20 protein-coding genes and 1 pseudogene are annotated in these 19,532 nt (G+C 60.7%); 14 read left to right on the top strand and 7 right to left on the bottom strand.

Annotated elements, in window-relative coordinates; translation table 11 throughout:
• Positions 1–84: 84 nt before the first annotated feature.
• Positions 85–444 carry a DUF805 domain-containing protein gene (locus FTO60_RS14300; protein WP_148056595.1) on the top strand — a complete coding sequence of 120 codons (360 nt, stop codon included), beginning with the start codon at positions 85–87 and terminating at the stop codon, positions 442–444.
• A gap of 51 nt (positions 445–495) precedes the next feature.
• On the opposite strand, the gene FTO60_RS14295 is transcribed toward FTO60_RS14300, so the two are convergent.
• The 4 genes from FTO60_RS14295 to FTO60_RS14280 form a co-directional block, all read right to left on the bottom strand.
• Positions 496–1,866 (bottom strand): glutamate--cysteine ligase, encoded by a 1,371-nt coding sequence (locus FTO60_RS14295; RefSeq protein ID WP_148056594.1) that lies wholly within the window; start codon positions 1,864–1,866, stop codon positions 496–498.
• Between the two features lie 90 nt (positions 1,867–1,956).
• Entirely contained in the window at positions 1,957–2,487 is a 531-nt protein-coding gene (locus FTO60_RS14290) for a hypothetical protein (protein ID WP_148056593.1), read from the bottom strand.
• Positions 2,480–3,319, bottom strand: a complete 840-nt coding sequence (locus FTO60_RS14285; RefSeq protein WP_148056592.1) for a GNAT family N-acetyltransferase — start codon at positions 3,317–3,319, stop codon at positions 2,480–2,482. The genes FTO60_RS14290 and FTO60_RS14285 overlap by 8 nt, the downstream gene beginning before the upstream one ends.
• Positions 3,319–4,032: a 16S rRNA (uracil(1498)-N(3))-methyltransferase gene (locus FTO60_RS14280; RefSeq protein ID WP_148056591.1), complete on the bottom strand. Its 714-nt coding sequence runs from the start codon at positions 4,030–4,032 to the stop codon at positions 3,319–3,321. Before FTO60_RS14280 ends, FTO60_RS14285 begins: the two co-directional genes overlap by 1 nt.
• A gap of 11 nt (positions 4,033–4,043) precedes the next feature.
• Here FTO60_RS14280 and ubiA point away from each other — a divergent pair.
• The 3 genes and pseudogenes from ubiA (at position 4,044) to FTO60_RS14265 (ending at position 7,345) form a co-directional block, all read left to right on the top strand.
• Positions 4,044–5,008: pseudogene (gene ubiA, locus FTO60_RS14275) on the top strand (4-hydroxybenzoate octaprenyltransferase).
• A gap of 59 nt (positions 5,009–5,067) precedes the next feature.
• Complete coding sequence (locus FTO60_RS14270; protein WP_148056590.1) at positions 5,068–7,035, top strand: OmpA family protein; 1,968 nt, start codon at positions 5,068–5,070, stop codon at positions 7,033–7,035.
• Entirely contained in the window at positions 7,022–7,345 is a 324-nt protein-coding gene (locus FTO60_RS14265; protein ID WP_148056589.1) for a hypothetical protein, read from the top strand. Before FTO60_RS14270 ends, FTO60_RS14265 begins: the two co-directional genes overlap by 14 nt.
• A gap of 125 nt (positions 7,346–7,470) precedes the next feature.
• Here FTO60_RS14265 and FTO60_RS14260 read toward each other — a convergent pair whose 3' ends face one another.
• On the bottom strand, positions 7,471–8,052 hold the full coding sequence (locus tag FTO60_RS14260; protein ID WP_254696819.1) for a TlpA disulfide reductase family protein: 582 nt from the start codon (positions 8,050–8,052) through the stop codon (positions 7,471–7,473).
• 12 nt (positions 8,053–8,064) lie between these two features.
• Here FTO60_RS14260 and argH point away from each other — a divergent pair, with 12 nt between their 5' ends.
• From argH to FTO60_RS14240, 5 genes are all read left to right on the top strand, one after another.
• Positions 8,065–9,453 carry an argininosuccinate lyase gene (gene argH, locus FTO60_RS14255; RefSeq protein WP_148056588.1) on the top strand — a complete coding sequence of 463 codons (1,389 nt, stop codon included), beginning with the start codon at positions 8,065–8,067 and terminating at the stop codon, positions 9,451–9,453.
• Positions 9,450–9,626 (top strand): hypothetical protein, encoded by a 177-nt coding sequence (locus FTO60_RS17760; RefSeq protein ID WP_172623763.1) that lies wholly within the window; start codon positions 9,450–9,452, stop codon positions 9,624–9,626. The genes argH and FTO60_RS17760 overlap by 4 nt, the downstream gene beginning before the upstream one ends.
• A gap of 1 nt (position 9,627) precedes the next feature.
• Positions 9,628–9,945, top strand: a complete 318-nt coding sequence (locus tag FTO60_RS14250; RefSeq protein ID WP_148056587.1) for a DUF2834 domain-containing protein — start codon at positions 9,628–9,630, stop codon at positions 9,943–9,945.
• Between the two features lie 71 nt (positions 9,946–10,016).
• Positions 10,017–11,291 (top strand): diaminopimelate decarboxylase, encoded by a 1,275-nt coding sequence (gene lysA / locus FTO60_RS14245; RefSeq protein WP_148056586.1) that lies wholly within the window; start codon positions 10,017–10,019, stop codon positions 11,289–11,291.
• Between the two features lie 48 nt (positions 11,292–11,339).
• Positions 11,340–13,976, top strand: a complete 2,637-nt coding sequence (locus FTO60_RS14240; RefSeq protein ID WP_368074252.1) for a DUF4175 domain-containing protein — start codon at positions 11,340–11,342, stop codon at positions 13,974–13,976.
• 3 nt (positions 13,977–13,979) lie between these two features.
• On the opposite strand, the gene FTO60_RS14235 is transcribed toward FTO60_RS14240, so the two are convergent.
• Positions 13,980–14,873, bottom strand: coding sequence for a zinc-ribbon domain-containing protein (locus FTO60_RS14235; protein WP_148056584.1), 894 nt, complete (start codon positions 14,871–14,873; stop codon positions 13,980–13,982).
• A 167-nt stretch (positions 14,874–15,040) separates the two neighbouring features.
• On the opposite strand from FTO60_RS14235, the gene FTO60_RS14230 reads away from it, so the two are divergent.
• From FTO60_RS14230 to FTO60_RS14215, 4 genes are read left to right on the top strand one after another with little or no spacing between them, the layout of a single operon-like run.
• Positions 15,041–15,715, top strand: a complete 675-nt coding sequence (locus FTO60_RS14230) for a cell division ATP-binding protein FtsE (RefSeq protein WP_148056583.1) — start codon at positions 15,041–15,043, stop codon at positions 15,713–15,715.
• The gene (locus FTO60_RS14225) at positions 15,712–16,617 is read left to right on the top strand and encodes an ABC transporter permease (RefSeq protein WP_148056582.1); all 906 of its coding nucleotides are present in this window, start codon (positions 15,712–15,714) and stop codon (positions 16,615–16,617) included. The genes FTO60_RS14230 and FTO60_RS14225 overlap by 4 nt, the downstream gene beginning before the upstream one ends.
• Positions 16,614–17,369 carry a 1-acyl-sn-glycerol-3-phosphate acyltransferase gene (locus FTO60_RS14220; RefSeq protein ID WP_148056581.1) on the top strand — a complete coding sequence of 252 codons (756 nt, stop codon included), beginning with the start codon at positions 16,614–16,616 and terminating at the stop codon, positions 17,367–17,369. The genes FTO60_RS14225 and FTO60_RS14220 overlap by 4 nt, the downstream gene beginning before the upstream one ends.
• Positions 17,356–17,955, top strand: coding sequence for a pyridoxamine 5'-phosphate oxidase family protein (locus tag FTO60_RS14215; protein WP_148056580.1), 600 nt, complete (start codon positions 17,356–17,358; stop codon positions 17,953–17,955). The genes FTO60_RS14220 and FTO60_RS14215 overlap by 14 nt, the downstream gene beginning before the upstream one ends.
• A 1-nt stretch (position 17,956) precedes the next feature.
• Here the strand turns inward: FTO60_RS14215 and FTO60_RS14210 are convergent, their stop codons facing one another.
• Positions 17,957–18,919: an acetyl-CoA carboxylase carboxyltransferase subunit alpha gene (locus FTO60_RS14210; protein ID WP_148056579.1), complete on the bottom strand. Its 963-nt coding sequence runs from the start codon at positions 18,917–18,919 to the stop codon at positions 17,957–17,959.
• A gap of 142 nt (positions 18,920–19,061) precedes the next feature.
• Here FTO60_RS14210 and FTO60_RS14205 point away from each other — a divergent pair, with 142 nt between their 5' ends.
• Entirely contained in the window at positions 19,062–19,499 is a 438-nt protein-coding gene (locus FTO60_RS14205) for a hypothetical protein (protein ID WP_148056578.1), read from the top strand.
• The last annotated feature ends 33 nt before the right edge of the window (positions 19,500–19,532 follow it).

The raw sequence follows: 19,532 nt of genomic DNA, 5'->3' as shown, positions 1-19,532 counted from the left end.
CTTAATTATTCTTTTGCTTTTTTTAGGAAATGGGCAATGCTGTGTGCACGCAAGTATGTCTATTTGATCTGAAAGGAATGTATTATGGGGTTTGGGGACGCAATTCGTACCTGCCTGAATAAGTATTTCACCATTCAAGGCCGTGCGAGCCGGTCAGAATACTGGTGGTTTTATCTGTTTGTTTTTCTGGTCGGAACGGTGCCGACGCAGCTTGGCGCAGCCATGCAATCCAATTTGATCACGATCATCGGCGGGCTGATCTCACTGGCGCTGCTTGTCCCGATCATCACAGCGGGCATCCGTCGACTGCACGACAAGGACAAGTCTGGTTGGTGGTTCCTGATCGGCTTGGTGCCAATCGTCGGGATCATCCTGTTGCTGGTCTGGTTCGTGACCGAGGGCACAAAAGGCCCGAACCGGTTTGGTGAAGACCCACTGGCCTAAGCCGGCCAACGGGAAATCTGACAGGCGCGCCCAACCGGCGCGCCTTTTGCGTTAGTAACTGTATTCGCCGTAAATTTGCGTCAGGTCGCCGTTCCAGTCGCCATTGTAGCGCTCCAGCAGTTCGTCGGCTGGTGTCTTGCCCGTCTCGATGGTCTCTTTCAGCGCGTTCAGGAAGTGGGTTTCATCGGGCAGCATGCCACCCGCACCCGGTTTGGCACGGTTGCGCAGACCGATCTCGGAAATTGCCACGGCTTCGCGCGCAAGGTCGTGCATGGAGATGTTGCCCACCTTGGCCTGCAAACCGTCAACGGACGCGGCGACGCGCAGGGCCTCGCGGGTATCGGCGTCCCAACCCTTGACCAGATCCCAGGCAGCGTCGAGCGCCGTTTGGTCATAGGTCAGCCCGACCCAGAACGCAGGCAAGGCACACAGGCGGCGCCACGGGCCACCATCCGCCCCGCGCATTTCGATGAACTGCTTGATGCGCGCTTCGGGGAAGACGGTTGTCAGGTGGTCGGCCCAATCCGAAAGGGTTGGCATTTCGCCGGGCAGGGCGGGCAATTCACCGCGCAGGAAATCGCGGAATGACTGACCCAAGGCGTTGATATATTTACCGTTCCGATAGACGAAATACATCGGTACATCGAGAACCCAATCCGCCCAGCGTTCAAACCCCATTCCGTCCTCGAACACCCAAGGCAGCATGCCTGTGCGGTCGGCGTCCAGATCGCGCCAGATGCGGCTACGCCATGATTTGTGGCCGTTTGGTTTACCCTCGAAAAATGGCGAATTGGCGAACAGGGCGGTGGCGACGGGCTGCAAGGCCAGTGCCACGCGCAGCTTTTGCACCATGTCTGCCTCGCTCCCGAAATCAAGGTTCACCTGCACGGTGCAGGTGCGATACATCATTTCGGTGCCATGCGTGCCGACGCGCCCCATGTAATCGGTCATCAGCTTGTAGCGGCCCTTGGGCATCATATCCATCTGGTCATGGGTCCAGATCGGTGCGGCCCCAAGCCCGATGAACCCCACGCCGATCTTGTCGGCCACATCCTTGACCTCGCGCAGGTGTTCGTTCACTTCGTCACAGGTCTGGTGGATGGTTTCAAGCGGCGCGCCGGACAATTCCAGCTGGCCACCCGGTTCAAGACTGACGTTTGCGCCGTCTTTTTCAAGGCCGATGATATTGCCGCCTTCCAGCACCTCGGCCCAGTTGTAGGTATCGCGCAGGGCGGTCAGCACGGCTTTGACCGACCGGTCGCCTTCGTAGGGCAGGGGTTTGAGCGTGTCTTTGCAATAGCCGAACTTTTCATGCTCGGTGCCGATGCGCCATTTGTCCTTGGGTTTGCAACCCTTTGCCAGAAACTCGGCCAGTTGATCATGGCTTTCGATCGGGCCGCCGCCGGACTGTGGAATGGACATGGGTTTGGCCTCGTGCGCAGATGATAAGGTGACTAGGGGTGATCGTTCCGCGCGCCGGTGTCAATCCGGTGCGGGCCGCTCCGGGCAAACTTAATGCAACTGACGGTGCGCTTTTTGCCATATGGTAAAGCGCGCGTTCTGGGTGGACTGCGCGGCGCTGATTGCCTTTTCGTAATTCACACCCTGCAAGGCTGACAGCGCGTCAAACAAAGTATCGGCCCCCGCCGCATTGCCGGGGATCATCAGCGGGGAAGCGCCATCCACAAAGAAGATCCAGATCAGGTCGCTGCCGATCGGTCCCTGATCGGTGGTTTCGATTTCGATCCGGGTCAGTTGGTCAATCGACACCGCGCCGCCACCAGAGGGGCCGAAATAAGTGATCTGGCGCTCATCCACCTCGACCATGCCGGGGCCATCGTGACCCTGCGGAAAACGGGCGTTGCGCACGGCGATCAGAGTCAGGGCGATGCCCGTTGCGGTGACGATTGCGCCGATGACCTGCCAAAACAATCCGCCGCGCAGGAACAGCCAAGCGCCAAACAGCACAACCACGATCCATACGGCGGTTTCTGTCCAGCGCAGCAGGCCTGCGCGGGCTTCGGGGCGGATAAAGTCAGCCATGCGCCACCTGCGGTGTCTTGAAAAGGTGAAGGGTGAAGTGGCCGATGTGTTCAAAGCCGATTGCGTCGTAGGCCCGTCGGGCGGCGGCGTTTGCGGCGGCAAGGATGGCGCGGGTCACGCCCTTGTCACGGGCTTCTTGCAGATGCAAGGCAACGGCGCGGCGTGCGTAGCCACGGCCTCGCAACGCTGGGGGTGTGTAAACACCGCCGATTTGCACGGTATTGGGCAGGGTGGCGTTAAAGCCGGTCATTGCCACAGGCGCGCCGTCGATCATGAGCGCACGGTGGCTGTCGTTTGCAAGGTAGGTTGTCACATCGCGCGTGCCGATCGCGGCGGCCCTGTCGGGATCAACGCCCAATGCCTCGATCACAAAGGCGGCGCGCCACTGCGCCATTTGTGCAAGGTTGCAAATGGCGAGCGGGACAAGTTGACCGTCACCTTGGGGCACGACAAGGTTGACAAGATCAAGCTGCATCGATGGTTCGCGCCCGTTCAGGCCAGCGTGGGCGTTTTCAAGCCCAAGAGCTGTAATAATGCTGTCGCATTGGTCGCTGTCCCCCGCCAGGCCGATCAGCGCGCGATTGGCGCAAATCTGCGCGATTTCTGGCCAGTTGCCCGACGGGCAGTTGGGCATGACCATGCCTTCGTTGGTGATACACAGCACATCGGTCACATTTCCGGCGCTTTGGGCGATCCAAAACTGCGGTCCGCGCGGGGCGTCACTGTTCCATCCGTGCCGCGCCAGGTTCGACAGGGGGAACATCGCAGTGGCGATGTGCTCCGTCAGGAACACGGTGATTGCGGGCAGATCGGCCTGCAAGGCGGGCCGCATCACCAATCACCCAAGTGCTGTTGCCAGACTGTCAACGCGGCAACGGCGGCGGTATCGGCGCGCAGAATCCGCGGGCCAAGGCTGACGGAATAGGTATAGGGCAGGGCTTGCAGGCGCTTGCGCTCGGCGGCGGAAAACCCGCCTTCGGGACCGATCAGGATCGCCCAGGGGCCGCCGCCGTCGGGTAGGGCTGGGCTTTGGCCCGCCATCCCCTCGTCACAAAACATCACCTGGCGTTCGGGCGGCCAGTGATCAAGCAGCTTGCCCAGTTTTTGCAGATCGGCCACTTCGGGGACAAAGGTGCCGCCGCATTGTTCGGCGGCCTCGGTCGCGTGGGCCTGCAGGCGGTCCTGCCGGATGCGTTCGGAATTGGTGTAATCGGTCTGCACGGGGCAGATGCGCGCCGCGCCCATTTCGGTGGCCTTTTCGACGATGAAATCGGTGCGGGCCTTTTTGATCGGCGCAAACAACAGCCACAGATCGGGGGGCATTTGCAACGGCTTGGTCTGCGCCTCAAGGATCAGTTCAACCCGCTTGCGACTGGCCGCTTCAATGCGCGCCGCCCATTCGCCATCGCGTCCGTTGAAAACCTGGATGACATCGCCCGCACCCAACCGCATCACATTGACGAGATAATGCGCCTGATCCGTGAGCGTGATGCCTTGCCCCGCGCCAAGCGGGGCGTCTACAAAGAGTCGCACAAGTGAAGCCATGGACGGACCATATGACCGACAACGCGCCGATACCAGAGCAGAGCGGACAGGTTTCCGATGCGGTTGCGGGAAACTGGGTGGATCGGTTTGCGCCTGCTGCAACGCGCCCGTTTCTGCGGCTCAGCCGTGCGGATCGCCCGATCGGGACGTGGTTGTTGCTGTTGCCGTGTTGGTGGGGGTTGGCGTTGGCGGCGCTGATGACGGGGCGGTTTGGCTGGTATGATCTGTGGATCGCCGCGGGATCTGCGCTGGGTGCATTCCTGATGCGCGGCGCGGGCTGCACATGGAACGACATCACCGACCGCCAGATTGACGGATCGGTCGCGCGCACGGCCTCGCGGCCCATTCCATCGGGGCAAGTGGGGTGCGGGCGGCGCTGGCGTGGATGCTGGTGCAGACGCTGCTATCCTTGTTGATCCTGCTGACCTTCAACTGGGCGGCCATCACGCTGGGCGCCTTGGCGCTGTTGCCGGTTGCGATCTACCCCTTTGCCAAGCGGTTTACCTGGTGGCCGCAGGTTTTTCTGGGGCTTGCGTTCAATTGGGGGGCATTGTTGGCTTGGACAGCGCACACCGGTGCATTGGGATGGCCTGCGGTGGTTCTGTATGTCGGCGGGATCGCGTGGACCCTCTTTTATGACACGATCTATGCCCATCAGGACGCCGAGGATGATGCGCTGATCGGCGTGAAATCCACCGCGCGCCTGTTTGGTGATGACAGCCGCAACTGGCTGCGCCGATTCCTCGCGGCGACTGTGCTATTGATTGGCTTGGCCGTGATCGGTGCGGCGATAGACCGGTCCGTGCTGGCAATGGTCGTTGCGCTGGGCGGTCCTTGGGCGATGGGCTGGCATCTGGCATGGCAGCTGCGCCATTTCGACGCAAAGGATTCGTCGGGTTTGGTGCGGTTATTCCGTTCGAATCGTGATGCGGGGCTGATCCCTGTGCTGTTTTTTGCCGTTGCGTGGTTCCTATGATTGAACCTTGGCGGCAAGCAGCTTAGGACAACTGCAACCATATAATGTGAATGAACGTCATGCGCCTTTCTTCTCTTGTCATACCCTTGGCCGCTTTTGTTCTGGCCGCCATCGTGTCGGTCTTTGCGGCGCGGGCGACCGTTGCCGTTGTCGAGGATCGCTCGGTCGATGCCGTGCAAGAGGCGTTGCAAGACGCAGGCCACAACTGGGTGACTGTTCTTGGTGACGGTCTACAGGTCATTCTTGAGGGCGAGGCTGCGTCAGAAGCTGTCCGTTTTCGCGCAATCTCGATTTCCGGGTCGATGGTTGATGCCAGTCGCGTGATCGACAACATGAAGGTGGTCGATTCGGCCGGGATCGCCCCGCCTGACTTTTCCGTCGAGATTTTGCGCAATGACAGCGGCGTCTCCTTGATCGGGCTAATCCCTGCGCTGTCCGACCGCGCGGGGATCAATGCGCGGATCAGCGATATCGCGGGAGAAGACCTGCCCGTGACGGACCTGTTGGAGGCGGCGAATTATCCGGTGCCGGAAGGCTGGGATCCGGCAATGAATTTTGCGCTTCGGGCGCTGGCGCAATTGCCGCGCTCCAAGATTTCGGTTTCAGCCGGTGTTGTTGAAATAACCGCGATTTCCGAAAGCGCCGAGCAAAAGGCGCGTATTGAAACAGAGCTGCGGCGCACCCTCCCCGGTGACGTGCGCTTGGATTTGGACGTCACGGCCCCGCGGCCCGTGATTTCACCGTTCACGGTCCGGTTTATCCTAGAAGACGGAGAGGCCCAGTTTGACGCTTGCGCGGTAAGCGCGGACGTGGGTGAGCGCAAGATTATCGCTGCCGCCCGTGAGGCTGGCCTGACAGGGCCGGCAAGCTGCACGCTTGCGCTGGGCGCGCCGTCGCGCACATGGCCCGATGCCGTGGCGCGTTCGATTGCCGCCGTAGGCGAGTTGGGTGGCGGCACCGTCACCCTTTCGGACACCGATATCACGCTTGTTGCGCCCCAAGGCACCGTTCAGGGGTTGTTTGACCGGATCGTCGGCGAACTTGAAAACGATTTGCCGGATGTTTTCGCGCTCGAGGCGATTTTGCCCGCCACACCGGACGCCGCAAGTGCGGGGCCGCCGCAATTCATTGCAACGCGCAGCCCCGAAGGCAATGTGCAGTTGCGCGGCCGGGTGTCGGATGAAACGCTCAATTCGATCGTCGAAAACTATGCGCGCGCCCGCTTTCCCGGAACTCATGTTGATATGGGCACCCGGATTGTCGATGGCATGCCCGCCAATTGGTCGGTGCGTGTTCTTGCCGGGATCGAGGCCTTGTCGCTGCTGACCAACGGGTCCGTCATTGTGGAACCCGACAGCCTTGTGGTGCGTGGCAATACCGGCAATGAGGGTGCAAGCGCGGCGATTTCGCGCCTGTTGATCGACAAGCTGGGCCAGTCGGAAACGTTCGAAATTGACGTGGCATACGTCAAGCAGCTTGACCCGATCGCGGGCCTGCCCACGCCCGAGGAATGCATCGAACAGATCACCGTTCTATCTTCTGAACGCAAGATCACTTTTGAACCGGGATCGGCCACCATCGACGCGGCCGCGCAGTCGCTCGTCGATGATATCGCCGAAGTGCTCAAGATTTGCGCTGATCTGCGGCTTGAGATCGCAGGCTACACCGACAGTCAGGGACGCGAAGAAATGAACCAGCAACTAAGCCAGCAGCGCGCCGAGGCGGTTCTTGCGGCCCTGCGGATGCGCCGTGTGCCGACAGCCCGTTTCACGGCAGTCGGCAATGGCGAAGCTGACCCGATTGCGGATAATGATACCGAAGCAGGCCGCGAGGCGAACCGCCGGATCGAATTCCACCTGATCGAGCCTGAACCGATTGAAGAACAGCCCACCGCGCTGGAAGAAGCCGAAGCGGGCACGCCCGAGGATACCCAAGAACAGCCCGCCGCGCCGACAGAAGCCGATCCTGTCCCGCACGAGGCTACTGTAGAACATGCAGAGACAGGAACAACCGATGAACAGAACTGAGTTTATCATTGCCACGGCAATCATTCTTTTTGTGGCATTCTGTCTGGGGTGGTTCGCAAGCTGGCTGGTGAACCGCTTTACCCGCGTAACCAAAGCCGAGATCGGCGAGCTGGACAAGATGGCGCAGTCCTTGCACGAGGCCGAGGAAACTCGCGATCAGGCGATTACCTATCTGCAACAGCGCGAGGCTGAAATCACCAACCAGCTGTCCCAGACCGAGGCCGAATTGCGCGCCGCTATGGACGGATTGCGTGACGCCCGGCACGAGGCCGAAGAGCTGCGCAATCATATCGAACGGCAGAATGCCTAAGGGGCTGACGGGATGTTTGGCAGGGTCAGGTAGGCCTTGCCATGACATCTAGCGCGCGTAAATGGACTGCGACTGCGCTAGGATTTTGTGCAGGGAAGTCGGCGCGTTGATGGACGATCAACCGGCTACTGCACCCCGGCCAACACCGCCATAATCGCCATCGCGCTTTCGCTGGCCCAGTCCGCGTCGCCTTGCATGCGGGCGATTTCCTGACCCTCGGGGTTCAGGATCAAGGTCACGGGAAGGCCCAGCACGCCCATATCGCGGGCCAGATCGCTGCGCGGATCGCGGTGCAGTGGTAGGTTGGTCACCCCGATTTCATTGAAAAAGCGCTCCATCGCGGGGCGGGGGTTGGGGCCGGTCGCTATGGTGACCACCTCGACCGCGTCACCGCCATAGGCGTCCTGCAGGGCCGATAGTTGCGGCATTTCCTTGCGGCAGGGCGCGCACCAGGTCGCCCAGAAGTTCAGCACCACATACTTTCCTTCGAAGGCGGCAAGGGTCATCTGCTCACCATTCTCCGAGATAAATTCCTTGTCAGACCCGCGCACTGGTTCACTGTGAAAGTTAAGTTTGCGCATATCGCCTTCGCGCAGGTCCGCCAGCGCGGCAATATCAAGGCCTTGCGCCACCGCAGCATTTGCAAGCACGGCAAGGGCCGTATAAAGCAGCGCTGACTTCATTTTCCGTGCCGTCACTTTCAACATGGGACCTCCGATATGACCAAATCCTCGAATGCAATGTGGGGCGGACGCTTTAGCGCAGGACCGGACGCGATCATGGAGGCGATCAACGCCTCGATCGGGTTCGACAAACGCATGGCGGCGCAAGACGTTGCAGGCTCGCGGGCCCATGCGGCGATGTTGGCCGCACAAGGTATCATTAGCAGTAGCGACGCCGAGGCGATTGGGGAAGGCCTCCTCACGGTGTTGTCAGAGATTGAGGGCGGAACATTCCCGTTCCGCACCGATCTGGAAGACATCCATATGAACATCGAGGCGCGGTTGACGGAAATTATCGGCGAACCGGCGGGGCGGTTGCACACGGCGCGGTCGCGCAATGATCAGGTTGCCGTCGATTTCCGCCTCTGGGTGCGTGACCAGTGTGACGCCGCAGACAGCGCGCTTGCCGCACTGATGTCCGCATTGTTGGGGCAGGCCGAGGCGGGGGCAGATTGGGTCATGCCCGGCTTTACCCATTTGCAGGTCGCGCAGCCTGTGACCTGGGGCCATCACATGATGGCCTATGTCGAAATGTTCGCCCGTGATCGCGCGCGGTTCGCCGATGCGCGCGCACGGATGAACCTGTCACCACTGGGATCTGCAGCCCTGGCTGGCACGTCATTTCCGATTGATCGCGATGCGACGGCGGCCGCGCTTGGCTTTGACGGGCCGATGCATAATTCGCTGGATGCCGTGGCGGATCGTGACTTTGCACTGGAATTTCTGGCGGCAAGCAGCATTTGCGCCATGCATCTGTCGCGGCTGTCCGAGGAACTGGTGATCTGGTCGTCAGCACAGTTCCGGTTCGTGAAAATGTCGGACAAATGGTCGACCGGTAGCAGCATCATGCCGCAAAAGCGCAACCCTGACGCCGCTGAACTGATCCGCGCCAAGATTGGCCGGATTTTCGGGGCCAATGTCGCGCTGATGACGGTGATGAAGGGACTGCCGCTGACCTATTCCAAGGACATGCAGGAAGACAAGGAACAGGTCTTTGATGCCGCCGATCACCTGATGCTGGCACTGGCCGCGATGACGGGGATGGTGGGCGATATGACCGCCAACCGCGAGTCGCTGCGCGCGGCCGCCGCCACCGGGTTTTCCACCGCGACCGATCTGGCTGACTGGCTGGTGCGCGAATTGGGCCTGCCCTTCCGCGAGGCACATCACGTCACCGGAACCCTTGTGGCCAAGGCCGAAGCGGCAAATTGTGACCTGCCGGACCTGTCACTCGAGGTCATGAAATCCATACATGAAGGAATCACACAGGCCGTGTATGATGTCCTTGGCGTCGAAAATTCAGTGGCGTCTCGCATGTCATATGGCGGCACGGCTCCGACGCAGGTGCGCGCGCAGATCGCCCGTTGGAAAGAGGTTCTATCATGATGAAACTGTCCGGTTTGATTGTCGCGCTGACCGTGTTGTCAGCTTGCGGTGCCGATGCGCCCCCCATGACGCCGACCGCAAGCGCGGGTGTCAGCGTTGGAACAGGCGGCGTCAGCACGACCGCAGGTATCGGCGCAACCAATGGCACGTTTAGTCTGGGGCTTAACCTGTAACATGTCGCCATTGCGCTTGATCTATCTTGCCCTCGCGATCTGGGGTGCGATCCACCCAATGTACTATTTCGTCACGTGGTTTCAGGCGAATGGCTGGGACATCAAGGCGATGGTCGATGCGTGGCACGTCAATGCGGCCACCTCGGGTCTTGTCTGGGATCTGACGATTGCGGCGATTGCCCTGACCGTCTGGATTTTGTCCGAGGTCGCGGTGCGCCGGAACATGATCGCATTGATCGCCATCCCCGCCACATTCCTTGTCGGCGTGAGCTTTGGATTGCCGCTCTATCTGTTTTTGCGCGCCAAGCCGGTCACGTGAGCCTGCAAAAAGGGTTGGGCCTGCCTGTCGATCTGCTATGAGCGTTGTGTTGCAACGCGAGGCATGTCTGCATGGATCATTTTCTTTATCGTGACGGTGCGCTGTTCGCCGAGGATGTGCCGGTGGCCGAGATTGCCGCCGCAGTGGGCACGCCCTTCTATGTCTATTCCACAGCGACCCTGCAGCGGCATTTTCGCCTGTTCGACGAGGCCTTGAGCTTTGCCGATCATTTGGTCTGCTTTGCGATGAAAAGCCTGTCAAATCAGGCCATTCTGACGCTTTTGGCGCGCGAAGGTGCGGGAATGGACGTTGTGTCGGGTGGCGAATACGCCCGCGCGATTGCGGCGGGTGTTCCGAGCGACAGAATAGTGTTTTCGGGCGTCGGCAAGACCCGTGATGAAATGCGCATGGCTTTGCAGGGCGGGATTCGCCAGTTCAACGTCGAAAGCGAACCGGAAATGCTGGTGTTGAACGGGGTCGCGCTGGAACTTGGTGTTGTTGCCCCGATCACCGTGCGCGTCAACCCGGACGTCGACGCCAAGACCCATGCCAAGATTTCGACCGGCAAGAAGGAAGACAAATTCGGTATCCCGATCACCCGTGCGCGCGAAGTTTACGCGATGGCTGCGACCCTCGAAGGGCTCAAGGTGATCGGCATTGATGTGCACATCGGTTCGCAACTGACGCAGTTGGAACCGTTCGAGGCGGCCTATCGCAAAGTCGCCGATCTGGCGGCGCAACTGCGCGCCGACGGGCACGAGATCACCCGCCTTGATCTGGGTGGCGGCCTTGGTATTCCTTACGAGCGATCAAATTCCGCACCACCCCTGCCAGTCGAATACGGGCGGTTGATCGAGCGCACCGTCGGCCATCTGGGCTGCGAGATCGAGATTGAGCCGGGCCGCCTGATTTCTGGCAATTCGGGCATCATGGTCAGCAAGGTGATCTATGTGAAATCGGGCGAGGACCGCGATTTCCTGATCCTTGATGGCGCAATGAATGATCTGATCCGCCCCGCGATGTATGATGCATGGCATGATATCGTGCCCGTTGTCGAACCTGCCGCAGGCGTGGAGCAGCACCGCTATGATATTGTCGGTCCGATCTGCGAAAGTGGCGACACCTTTGCAAAATCACGGGACATGCCGCCACTGGCTGCGGATGATCTGGTGGCGTTCCGGTCGGCCGGCGCTTACGGCGCGGTGATGTCGAGCGAATATAATTCCCGCCCGCTGATCCCCGAAGTCCTGGTCAATGGGGATCAATTTGCGGTTATCCGCCCACGCCCTACCTTTGAAGATATGATTAATCGCGATAACATCCCTGAATGGTTAGGGTCATCGTGATCCAACCAAGTTAAACGGAGCGGGCAACTGACCCCACGCAACGACCCCTTGTCGCACCTGCGCGTGCCTGTGTTTGCGACACAGGTAGGCATGCTGGCTGAACGCGTGACACAGGCGTTTTGGCCGTTCTGGACCATTCTGTTTGCCACTCTCGCGCCGCTTATGATGGGGTGGCAAGACAGCTTACCTATTGAAATCGTTTGGGGATTTGTTGTTGTGATGGCGCTGGCGTTGATCGCCGCCGCTATTTGGGGCGCGCGCCGGTTCAAGATGCCAAAACGGGCCGAGGCATTGGCACGGGTCGATTCCCGCCTGCCGGGCCGTCCGATTGCAGCCCTTGCGGATCAGCAGGCAATCGGTGCCGGCGATGCCGCTTCGGAAGAAATCTGGCAGGTCCACCTTGAACGTATGGCCGCGCGCAGCCGTGATGCCAAGGCGGTGCAGCCCGATCTGCGCGTTGCATCGCGCGACCCTTACGGACTGCGCTATATTGCGCTGTTGGCGCTGGTTGTCGCGTTCATGTTCGGGTCGCTGTGGCGGGTCGGGTCGGTTGCTGACCTTGGGCCAACAGGCGGGGCCGCGATGGCGTCCGGCCCCATGTGGGAAGGCTGGGTCGCGCCCCCTGCCTACACCGGCAAACCGACGCTTTATCTGGCGGATATTCCGGCAGGCCCTCTGCGGGTGCCCGAAGGCAGCACCATAACCCTGCGCCTTTACGGCGAGGTGGGCACGCTGACGGTGCATGAAACCGTGTCCGGGCGTATGGGCGAGGTCGAAAGTGCCTCTGCGCCGCAACAGGCTTTTGTTGTCGAACAGGCGGGACGTCTGGAAATTGATGGTAATGGTGGCGCGGCATGGGATGTGTCTGTCATCGACGATATCGCCCCAAGCGTTAGTATCACTGCCCCCGTCGAAGCCGATGCAAACGGTGAAATGGCGCAGGCATTTGTCGCTGATGATGATTATGCCGTGGTGTCGGGAACGGCGACGATTGCGCTTGATCTGGACCGCGTTGACCGCCGCTTTGGCCTTGCCGTCGCCCCTGATCCGATTGATCCGTTGATCCTTGATCTGCCGATGCCCTTTACGGGGAGCCGTGCCAATTTCGAAGAAACCCTGATTGATAACCTGAGTGAACATCCGCTTGCGAACTTGCCGGTGACAGTGACCTTCGCGGTGACAGACGCGCGTGAACAGATCGGTGTCGCGGCACCTGAACAAATGATCCTGCCCGGTCGGCGTTTTTTCCGTCCCATCGCCAAGGCCGTGATCGAACAGCGGCGCGACCTGCTGTGGTCGGCTGAAAATGACCGGCGCGTGTTACAGGTGTTGCGCGCGCTGTCCAATCGCCCGGGCGATTTGTTTCGCAATGAAACGACCTATCTACGGATGCGCCATATCATCCGTCAGCTGGTGAATTTTGAAGAATTTGGGATGAATGACGACCAGCGCGACGAACTTGCGCAGGCCCTGTGGGATTTGGCGATCCAGCTTGAGGATGGCAATCTGGCCGATGCCCGTGAACGTCTGGAACGGGCGCAGGAAAGGTTGGCCGAGGCCATGCGCAATGGCGCCAGCGACGAAGAAATCGCCGCCTTGATGGATGAATTGCGCGAGGCGATGGACGACTACATGGCGATGCTGGCGCAGAATGCCGAACCCGCGGAGGGTGGCACCGATCAGCCTGATGGCGGTGACGGTGAAAGCCTTGATGTGTCACGCGCTGAGTTACAGGCCCTGATGGACCGGATTCAGGAACTCATGGAGGAAGGCCGTATGGCCGAAGCCGCCGAGTTGATGGAGCAGTTGAACCAGTTGATGGAAAACCTGACCGTCACCCAAGGTGAAGGCGGCGATGGCCCGCCCACCCCCGGCGAGCAGTCGATGGAAGAGCTGGCCGACACGTTGCGTGATCAGCAGCAGTTGAATGACGAGGCTTTTCGCGACCTGCAAGAACAGTTCAACCCCGGGCGCGGGGAACAAGACGGCAATCAACCACAGCCCGGACAGGGCCAGCAGGGCGAACAGGGTCAGGGCCAAGGTTCTGGCCAACCGCTCGAGGGTGGTGAAGGCGGCCAAGACGGCCAAACCGGCGAAGGTCTTGGCCAGGGTGACCGCCCCGAAGGCGGGGCGCAATCGGGCGACGGCGCAGGCGGTGAGGGCCAGGGCGGCACCGAACAAAGCCTTGCGGACCGTCAGGATGCGTTGCGTCGGGGGCTTGAGCAATTGCGCAGTCGCCTGCCCAGCCTGCCCGGTGAATCAGGCGAGGAAGCGCGCCGCGCGCTGGAACAGGCCGAAGATGCAATGGACGAGGCCGAAAATGCCCTGCGCGATGGCGATCTGGCCGAAGCGATTGACCGTCAGGCCGAAGCGATGGACGCCCTGCGCGAAGGCATGCGCAATCTTGGCCGTGCCTTGGCAGAAAACGATATGGACCAGCCCGACGAAGGGCAGGGCGGCCAGCAGGGCGACGTGACCGAACAGGCGCAAACCGAACGCCGTGATCCGTTGGGGCGCCAGGTCGGCAACACCGGTCAGTATGGATCGGACGAAAACATGCTGCAGGGCGGTGATGTCTATCGCCGCGCCGAAGAGTTGTTGGAAGAACTGCGCCGCCGGTCCGCCGATCAGGCGCGCCCTGATCTGGAGCTTGAGTATCTCAAGCGGTTGCTTGACCGGTTCTAGGCGCTAGGCTTCGGGCGTGCCTTCCATCCGCAAAAGAATATCCTGCATCTTGAGGTCGAGCCAGAGGCGCGCCTGATCGACCAATGCCACATAGCTTGTCAACAGGGAGTCCAGTTGTGGCACAGCAGCGCTGATCTGGGGCGCAAAGATGTAAATCGCGGCGGCAATCGCGGCCACGATCACGATCAGCCAGAACCCGAACCGGAACCCGCGCTTGCGCTGGCGGCCTTCTTCGGCCACCGCTTCGGTCTGGTGGCCACTGCCTTCGCGTTCACTTGATGACCGCAGGGTGGAGTTGATTTCTTCGATATCGGGCAGCAATTCGCGGCGCGATGCGGCAACGGTGGCCGCAGCGGCGGCTTCGGGTTCGCCGCGCAGGCGGGCCATGCGACGGCGCGCTTCTTCGTCGCGTTGGTCTTGGGCGCTGGGGGCGTCATCAAGGCCAAGATCCTGCTGGGTTTCCAGACCGGACTGGGCTTCGGCTTGACGCGCGGCTTCTTCGCGGTCTGCTTCCTCGCGCAGGATATTCGCAACATCGGGGTCAATTTCGCGGCGCTCGGGCTGTTGCGGGGCAGAGCTGTCGTCCTCGGCCTCAACTTCGGGTTCCGGCTCCGGTTCGGGTTCCAGCTCCGGTTCAGGCGTTGGTTCTGGCTCCGGCTCAGTCTCAGGCGCTTGTTCCGCTGCTGGTTCTGCCGCGGGTTCGGGCTCGGCCGAGGGTTTCTCCTCTGGTACGGGCGGCGGTGGCAGGTCAATGCCTTCCTCGGCGGCTTCGGATGCGCCGGGGTGTTCAAACCATGTCTGGCCACAATTGGAGCACTGCACATCGCGTCCAGCTTCGGAGATGACATCATCCGCAACTTCGTATTGTGCCCCGCAATTCGGGCAAATCAGTCGCATATTGTTTCCCTTACGCCCGTTATCATGCAGTTTTCCTGCGGTTGTTTACCATTATTTAGCAGCCAAAGACAGAAGCGCAAAGGAATTGCGACCAGTTGGTGACAGGGTGTGATTGAAACCCGTCACCTTATTGGGCAAAAGGAGGGCAACCAGCAAAGGGGTTTCCTGTGATCGCGCTCGAAAATGTGGCCTATACATACGGCGGCGGAGAGCTGTTTTCCGGGGTTGATCTGTCCCTCGCGCCCGGGTCGTTCCATTTTCTGACGGGTCCGTCCGGGGCGGGAAAGACGACATTGCTGAAACTTTGCTATGGGGAATTGATCGCGACATCAGGGCATGTGCGCGTCTTTGATCAAGATACGCGCGCGATGGATCGCGATGCGATCGCGATGACGCGCCGCCGGATTGGGGTTGTGCATCAGGATTGCCAGTTTCTTGATCACTTGCCACTGGCGGATAACGTGATGTTGCCGCTGACTGTTGCGGGGCGCAGGGCAGAAGGGATCGGCAACCTGAAAGACCTGCTTGGCTGGGTCGGGCTGACCACGCAGGCTGATCAACTGCCGCCGCAATTGTCAGGGGGTGAACGGCAGCGCGCTGCTTTGGCGCGCGCCGTGATCATGTCACCGGATGTCATTCTGGCGGATGAACCTACCGGCAACATTGATTTCGAGATGTCCCAGCGCCTTTTGACGCTGCTGATCGAGTTGAACAAGATGGGCAAGACCGTGCTGATCGCGACCCATGATCTGTCGTTGATCCGCGCGGCCAAGGCGCAGGTCGCAACGCGCGTGTTGCGTCTCAAGGATCGGCGCTTGCAGCTTGCGGGGGCAGACCTATGAAGGATTTTCTGTCCCGTGTCATGGCTTTGCTGGCTGGTGATCCCCAAGCGGATCGCGCCGTGCCGCCCACCGGTTTTACGGCCCGCCTGACGTTGTTCACATCGGCGGCGATGGCGTTTCTTGCGGTCTTTGCCTTGGCGCTGTCACTTGCGACGGGACGGTTGGCGAACCGCTGGGCGGCAGAGCTGGCGCAGACCTCGACTCTGCGGATTTCTGCACCTGCCGATCAGATGGAGGCACAGACCCGCGCGGCGATGGCCGTGCTGGAAACGACCCCCGGCGTGGCCCAAGCCCGTCCGCTGACGGCCGATGAACAGCGTGCATTGCTGGCCCCGTGGTTTGGGCCTGATTTGCCGGTTGAAACCCTGCCTATTCCGCAGCTGATCGAGATCATCGAAGATGGTAACGGCTATGATGCCACGGGTCTGCGCGCGCGCCTGCAGGCCGAAGTGCCCGGTGCGGTGCTTGATGATCACACCCGCTGGCGCGAACCGCTTGTGGCGGCGGCGGGGCGGTTGCGCACGCTTGGGTTCGTGGCGATCCTGTTGATCGCGGCCAGCACCGGCGCGATGATCACGCTTGCGGCGAATGCGGCATTGGCCGCCAACGCGCAGGTGATCCGCGTGATGCGCCTTGTCGGCGCGCGCGATATCTACATCGCCCGCGCCTTTGTGCGCCGCTTTACGATGCGCGCCCTTTTGGGGGCCACCGTGGGGATGATCGCGGGCATTTTTGCCGTGCTGTTGCTGCCCCGCGCCGATGTGGCAGGCGGGTTCCTTACCGGGCTTGGTTTTCAGGGGTGGCACTGGCTTTGGCCTTTGGTCATTCCGCCGTTGGCGGCGATCGTTGCCTTTTTTGCAACCCGCGCGGCGGCCTTGCGCACCCTGAGGGAGCAGTCATGAAATACGCCGTCCAATGGGTGCGTTCGCTGATCTTCAACGTGCAGATGTATGTCGTGATGCTGCCCATCGCGATCATCTATCTGCCCTGGGCCATTGCCTCGCCGCATGGGGCGATTGCCGCCTGTCATGCCTATTGCCGCTGGGTGCGTTGGACGGCGCGTTGGATGATCGGCATGAAGACCGAAGTGCGTGGCGATGTTCCGACGGACGAGGTTCTGGTGGCTGCCAAACACCAGTCGTTCATGGATGTGATCATGATTTACGGGGCCGTGCCGCGCGGCAAGTTCATCATGAAACGGATTCTGATGTATGCGCCGATCCTGGGACAATACGCCTTGCGGATCGGTTGTATTCCGGTTGATCGGGGCAAGCGCGGGCAGGCGATCAAGAAGATGCTGACGGATGTGGCCAATGGCGATGCGATGCCCGGTCAGTTGATCATCTATTCCCAAGGCACCCGCATCGCCCCCGGTGTCAAGGCGCCCTACAAGGTTGGCACGGGCGTCCTTTACAAGGAAATGGCGCAGGACTGTGTGCCTGTCGCCACCAATGTTGGTGTGCTTTGGCCGAAACGCGGTGTGTATCGCGAGCCTGGCACGGCGGTCGTCGAATTTCTGCCACGCATCAAGGCGGGCTTGCCACAGGCGCAATTCATGACCCAGCTCGAGGCGGCCGTCGAGGGGCGCTCGGATGCCCTGATGGCCGAAGCGGGGTTTGATTTCGCCAAGGGTGTCGAACATGCGGACGGTTGAGACGATTGCCGATCTTGAGGCGCTGTATGACGCGCCGTCGCCGAGGTCTCTGACCAAGGTCGCCCACCAGTTGACGCCGCTTTATCGCCGCTGGATCACGGCCGCGCGGTTTGTCGTGGTCAGTACGGTGGGGCAGAGCGGCGCTGATGGGAGTCCGCGCGGCGATGAAGGGCCGGTGGTGCGTATCCGGGACACGCAGACCTTGTTGCTGCCTGACTGGCGCGGCAACAACCGGCTTGATACCCTGCGCAACATCGTCGAGGACGGGCGTATCAGCCTGATGTTCATGATTCCGGGCGAAAACAATGTGGTTCGGGTCAATGGGCAGGCGGTTCTAGCGGTCGATCCGGCGCTGACCGGGCAGTTTGAAAAGGGCGGCAAGCACCCCCGCTCCGTGGTCGTCATCACGATTGACGAACTCTATTTCCAGTGCGCCAAGGCGATCATGCGGTCCAGACTGTGGGCCGTGGCCGAAAAGGCCGATGTGCCCACGGCAGGCGCATTTTTGCGTGAACAGGCGGTCGATTTTGACGCTGATGGCTATGACGCGGCCTATCCGGACTACGCCAAGACGAAGATGTGGTAGCCTAGGCCGCCAGCCCCTTGGCGCCAAGCCCAAGGTATTTCTTACGACGTGCGTCGCGGATTTCTTCGCCGGACTTTCCCTGCATCTCCGCCAGCATGATCTGGATCGCCTTGCCCACGGCGGCGATGCTTTCGGCCTTGTGACGATGTGCGCCGCCCACGGGTTCCTTGATGATGCGATCGCAAACGCCCAATTCCTTGAGGTTCTGGGCGGTGAGGCGCAGCGCCTCGGCGGCTTCGCGCATCTTTTCGGCGTCTTTCCACAGGATTGACGCGCAGCCCTCGGGCGAAATCACCGAATAGATCGAATGTTCCAGCATCGCCACTCGGTTGGCAGTTGCAAATGCGACAGCGCCGCCTGATCCACCTTCGCCAATGATCACGCTGACCAGTGGCACTTTGACCGACAGGCACTTTTCGGTTGCGCGGGCGATAGCCTCAGACTGGCCGCGCTCTTCGGCGCCTTTGCCGGGATAGGCACCTGGGGTGTCCACCAGCGTGACAATCGGCAGGCCGAAGCGGTCGGCCATATTCATCAGGCGGATCGCCTTGCGGTATCCTTCGGGGCGGGCCATGCCAAAGTTGTGTTCAATGCGCGATTTGGTGTCGTTGCCCTTTTCGTGGCCGATGACCATCACCGGCGTGCCATCAAGACGGGCAAGGCCACCCATAACGGCGTGATCGTCGGCAAAGTTCCGGTCGCCAGCAAGCGGTGTGTATTCGGTAAACAGCGCGCCGATGTAGTCTTTGCAATGCGGGCGGTCGGGATGGCGGGCCACCTGACATTTGCGCCAGGGCGACAGGTCGCCATACATCTGGACCATCAGCTCGGCGGCCTTCTTGTCGAGCGCGGCGGCTTCTTTTTCGACGTCAGTCCCTTCGTTGGCGCGGGCAAGGGCGCGTAGCTCCTCGGCTTTGCCTTCGATCTCGGCCAGAGGCTTTTCAAATTCAAGGTAGTTGGTCATGCGTTACGCTCCGCTTGGGCTTGCCCTGATATAAGGCGGCGACGGCGGCAGATGCAACTCACCTTGCGTTTGCACATCAGCGAGCTTGCATTGCGGCGCGTCGGGCGGCAGGATTTGAAGGATAATCAGAATGGAGAGTATTATGCGTTATTTGATAATGGCACTGGTTATGGCGGTCGGTTTTGCCGCGCCCTTGGCCGCGCAAGACATCAATTTTGGCAATAATGATGGCGAATGGGCCAGTGACGGCGAATGCGATGACCGCCGTTTTTATGGCGCAGGCATGGCCGCGACCGTGACATGGGAGTATGTCGGGCAGGATGCCGCAGATTGTCAGACGCTATACGAGGCGGGCGTGATCAAGCTTTGGGATTTGGCTACATCCGTAGCCGCGACCCAGTGTCAGGCGATTGATTTTGGCGATGACAGCGGCGACTACCCGCAGGATGGCGAATGCGATGACCGCCGTTTCGAAGGGCTGGCGGTGGCACATATCCTGTTGCCCGATTATGTGCGCAAGGATGCCAGCGATTGCAGCAGGCTCTGTGCTTTTGGCGTGATCGGGTTGCGCGAATACTAAGACATCGCGCAAGTCAGCAAGATTTGTCGTGTG

This window comes from Octadecabacter sp. SW4 (genome assembly GCF_008065155.1).
In the GTDB taxonomy this organism is placed as follows: Bacteria; Pseudomonadota; Alphaproteobacteria; order Rhodobacterales; family Rhodobacteraceae; genus SW4.
The sequence above is the reverse complement of the archived record's forward strand: the minus strand, read 5'-3'. Positions and strand labels throughout refer to the sequence as shown.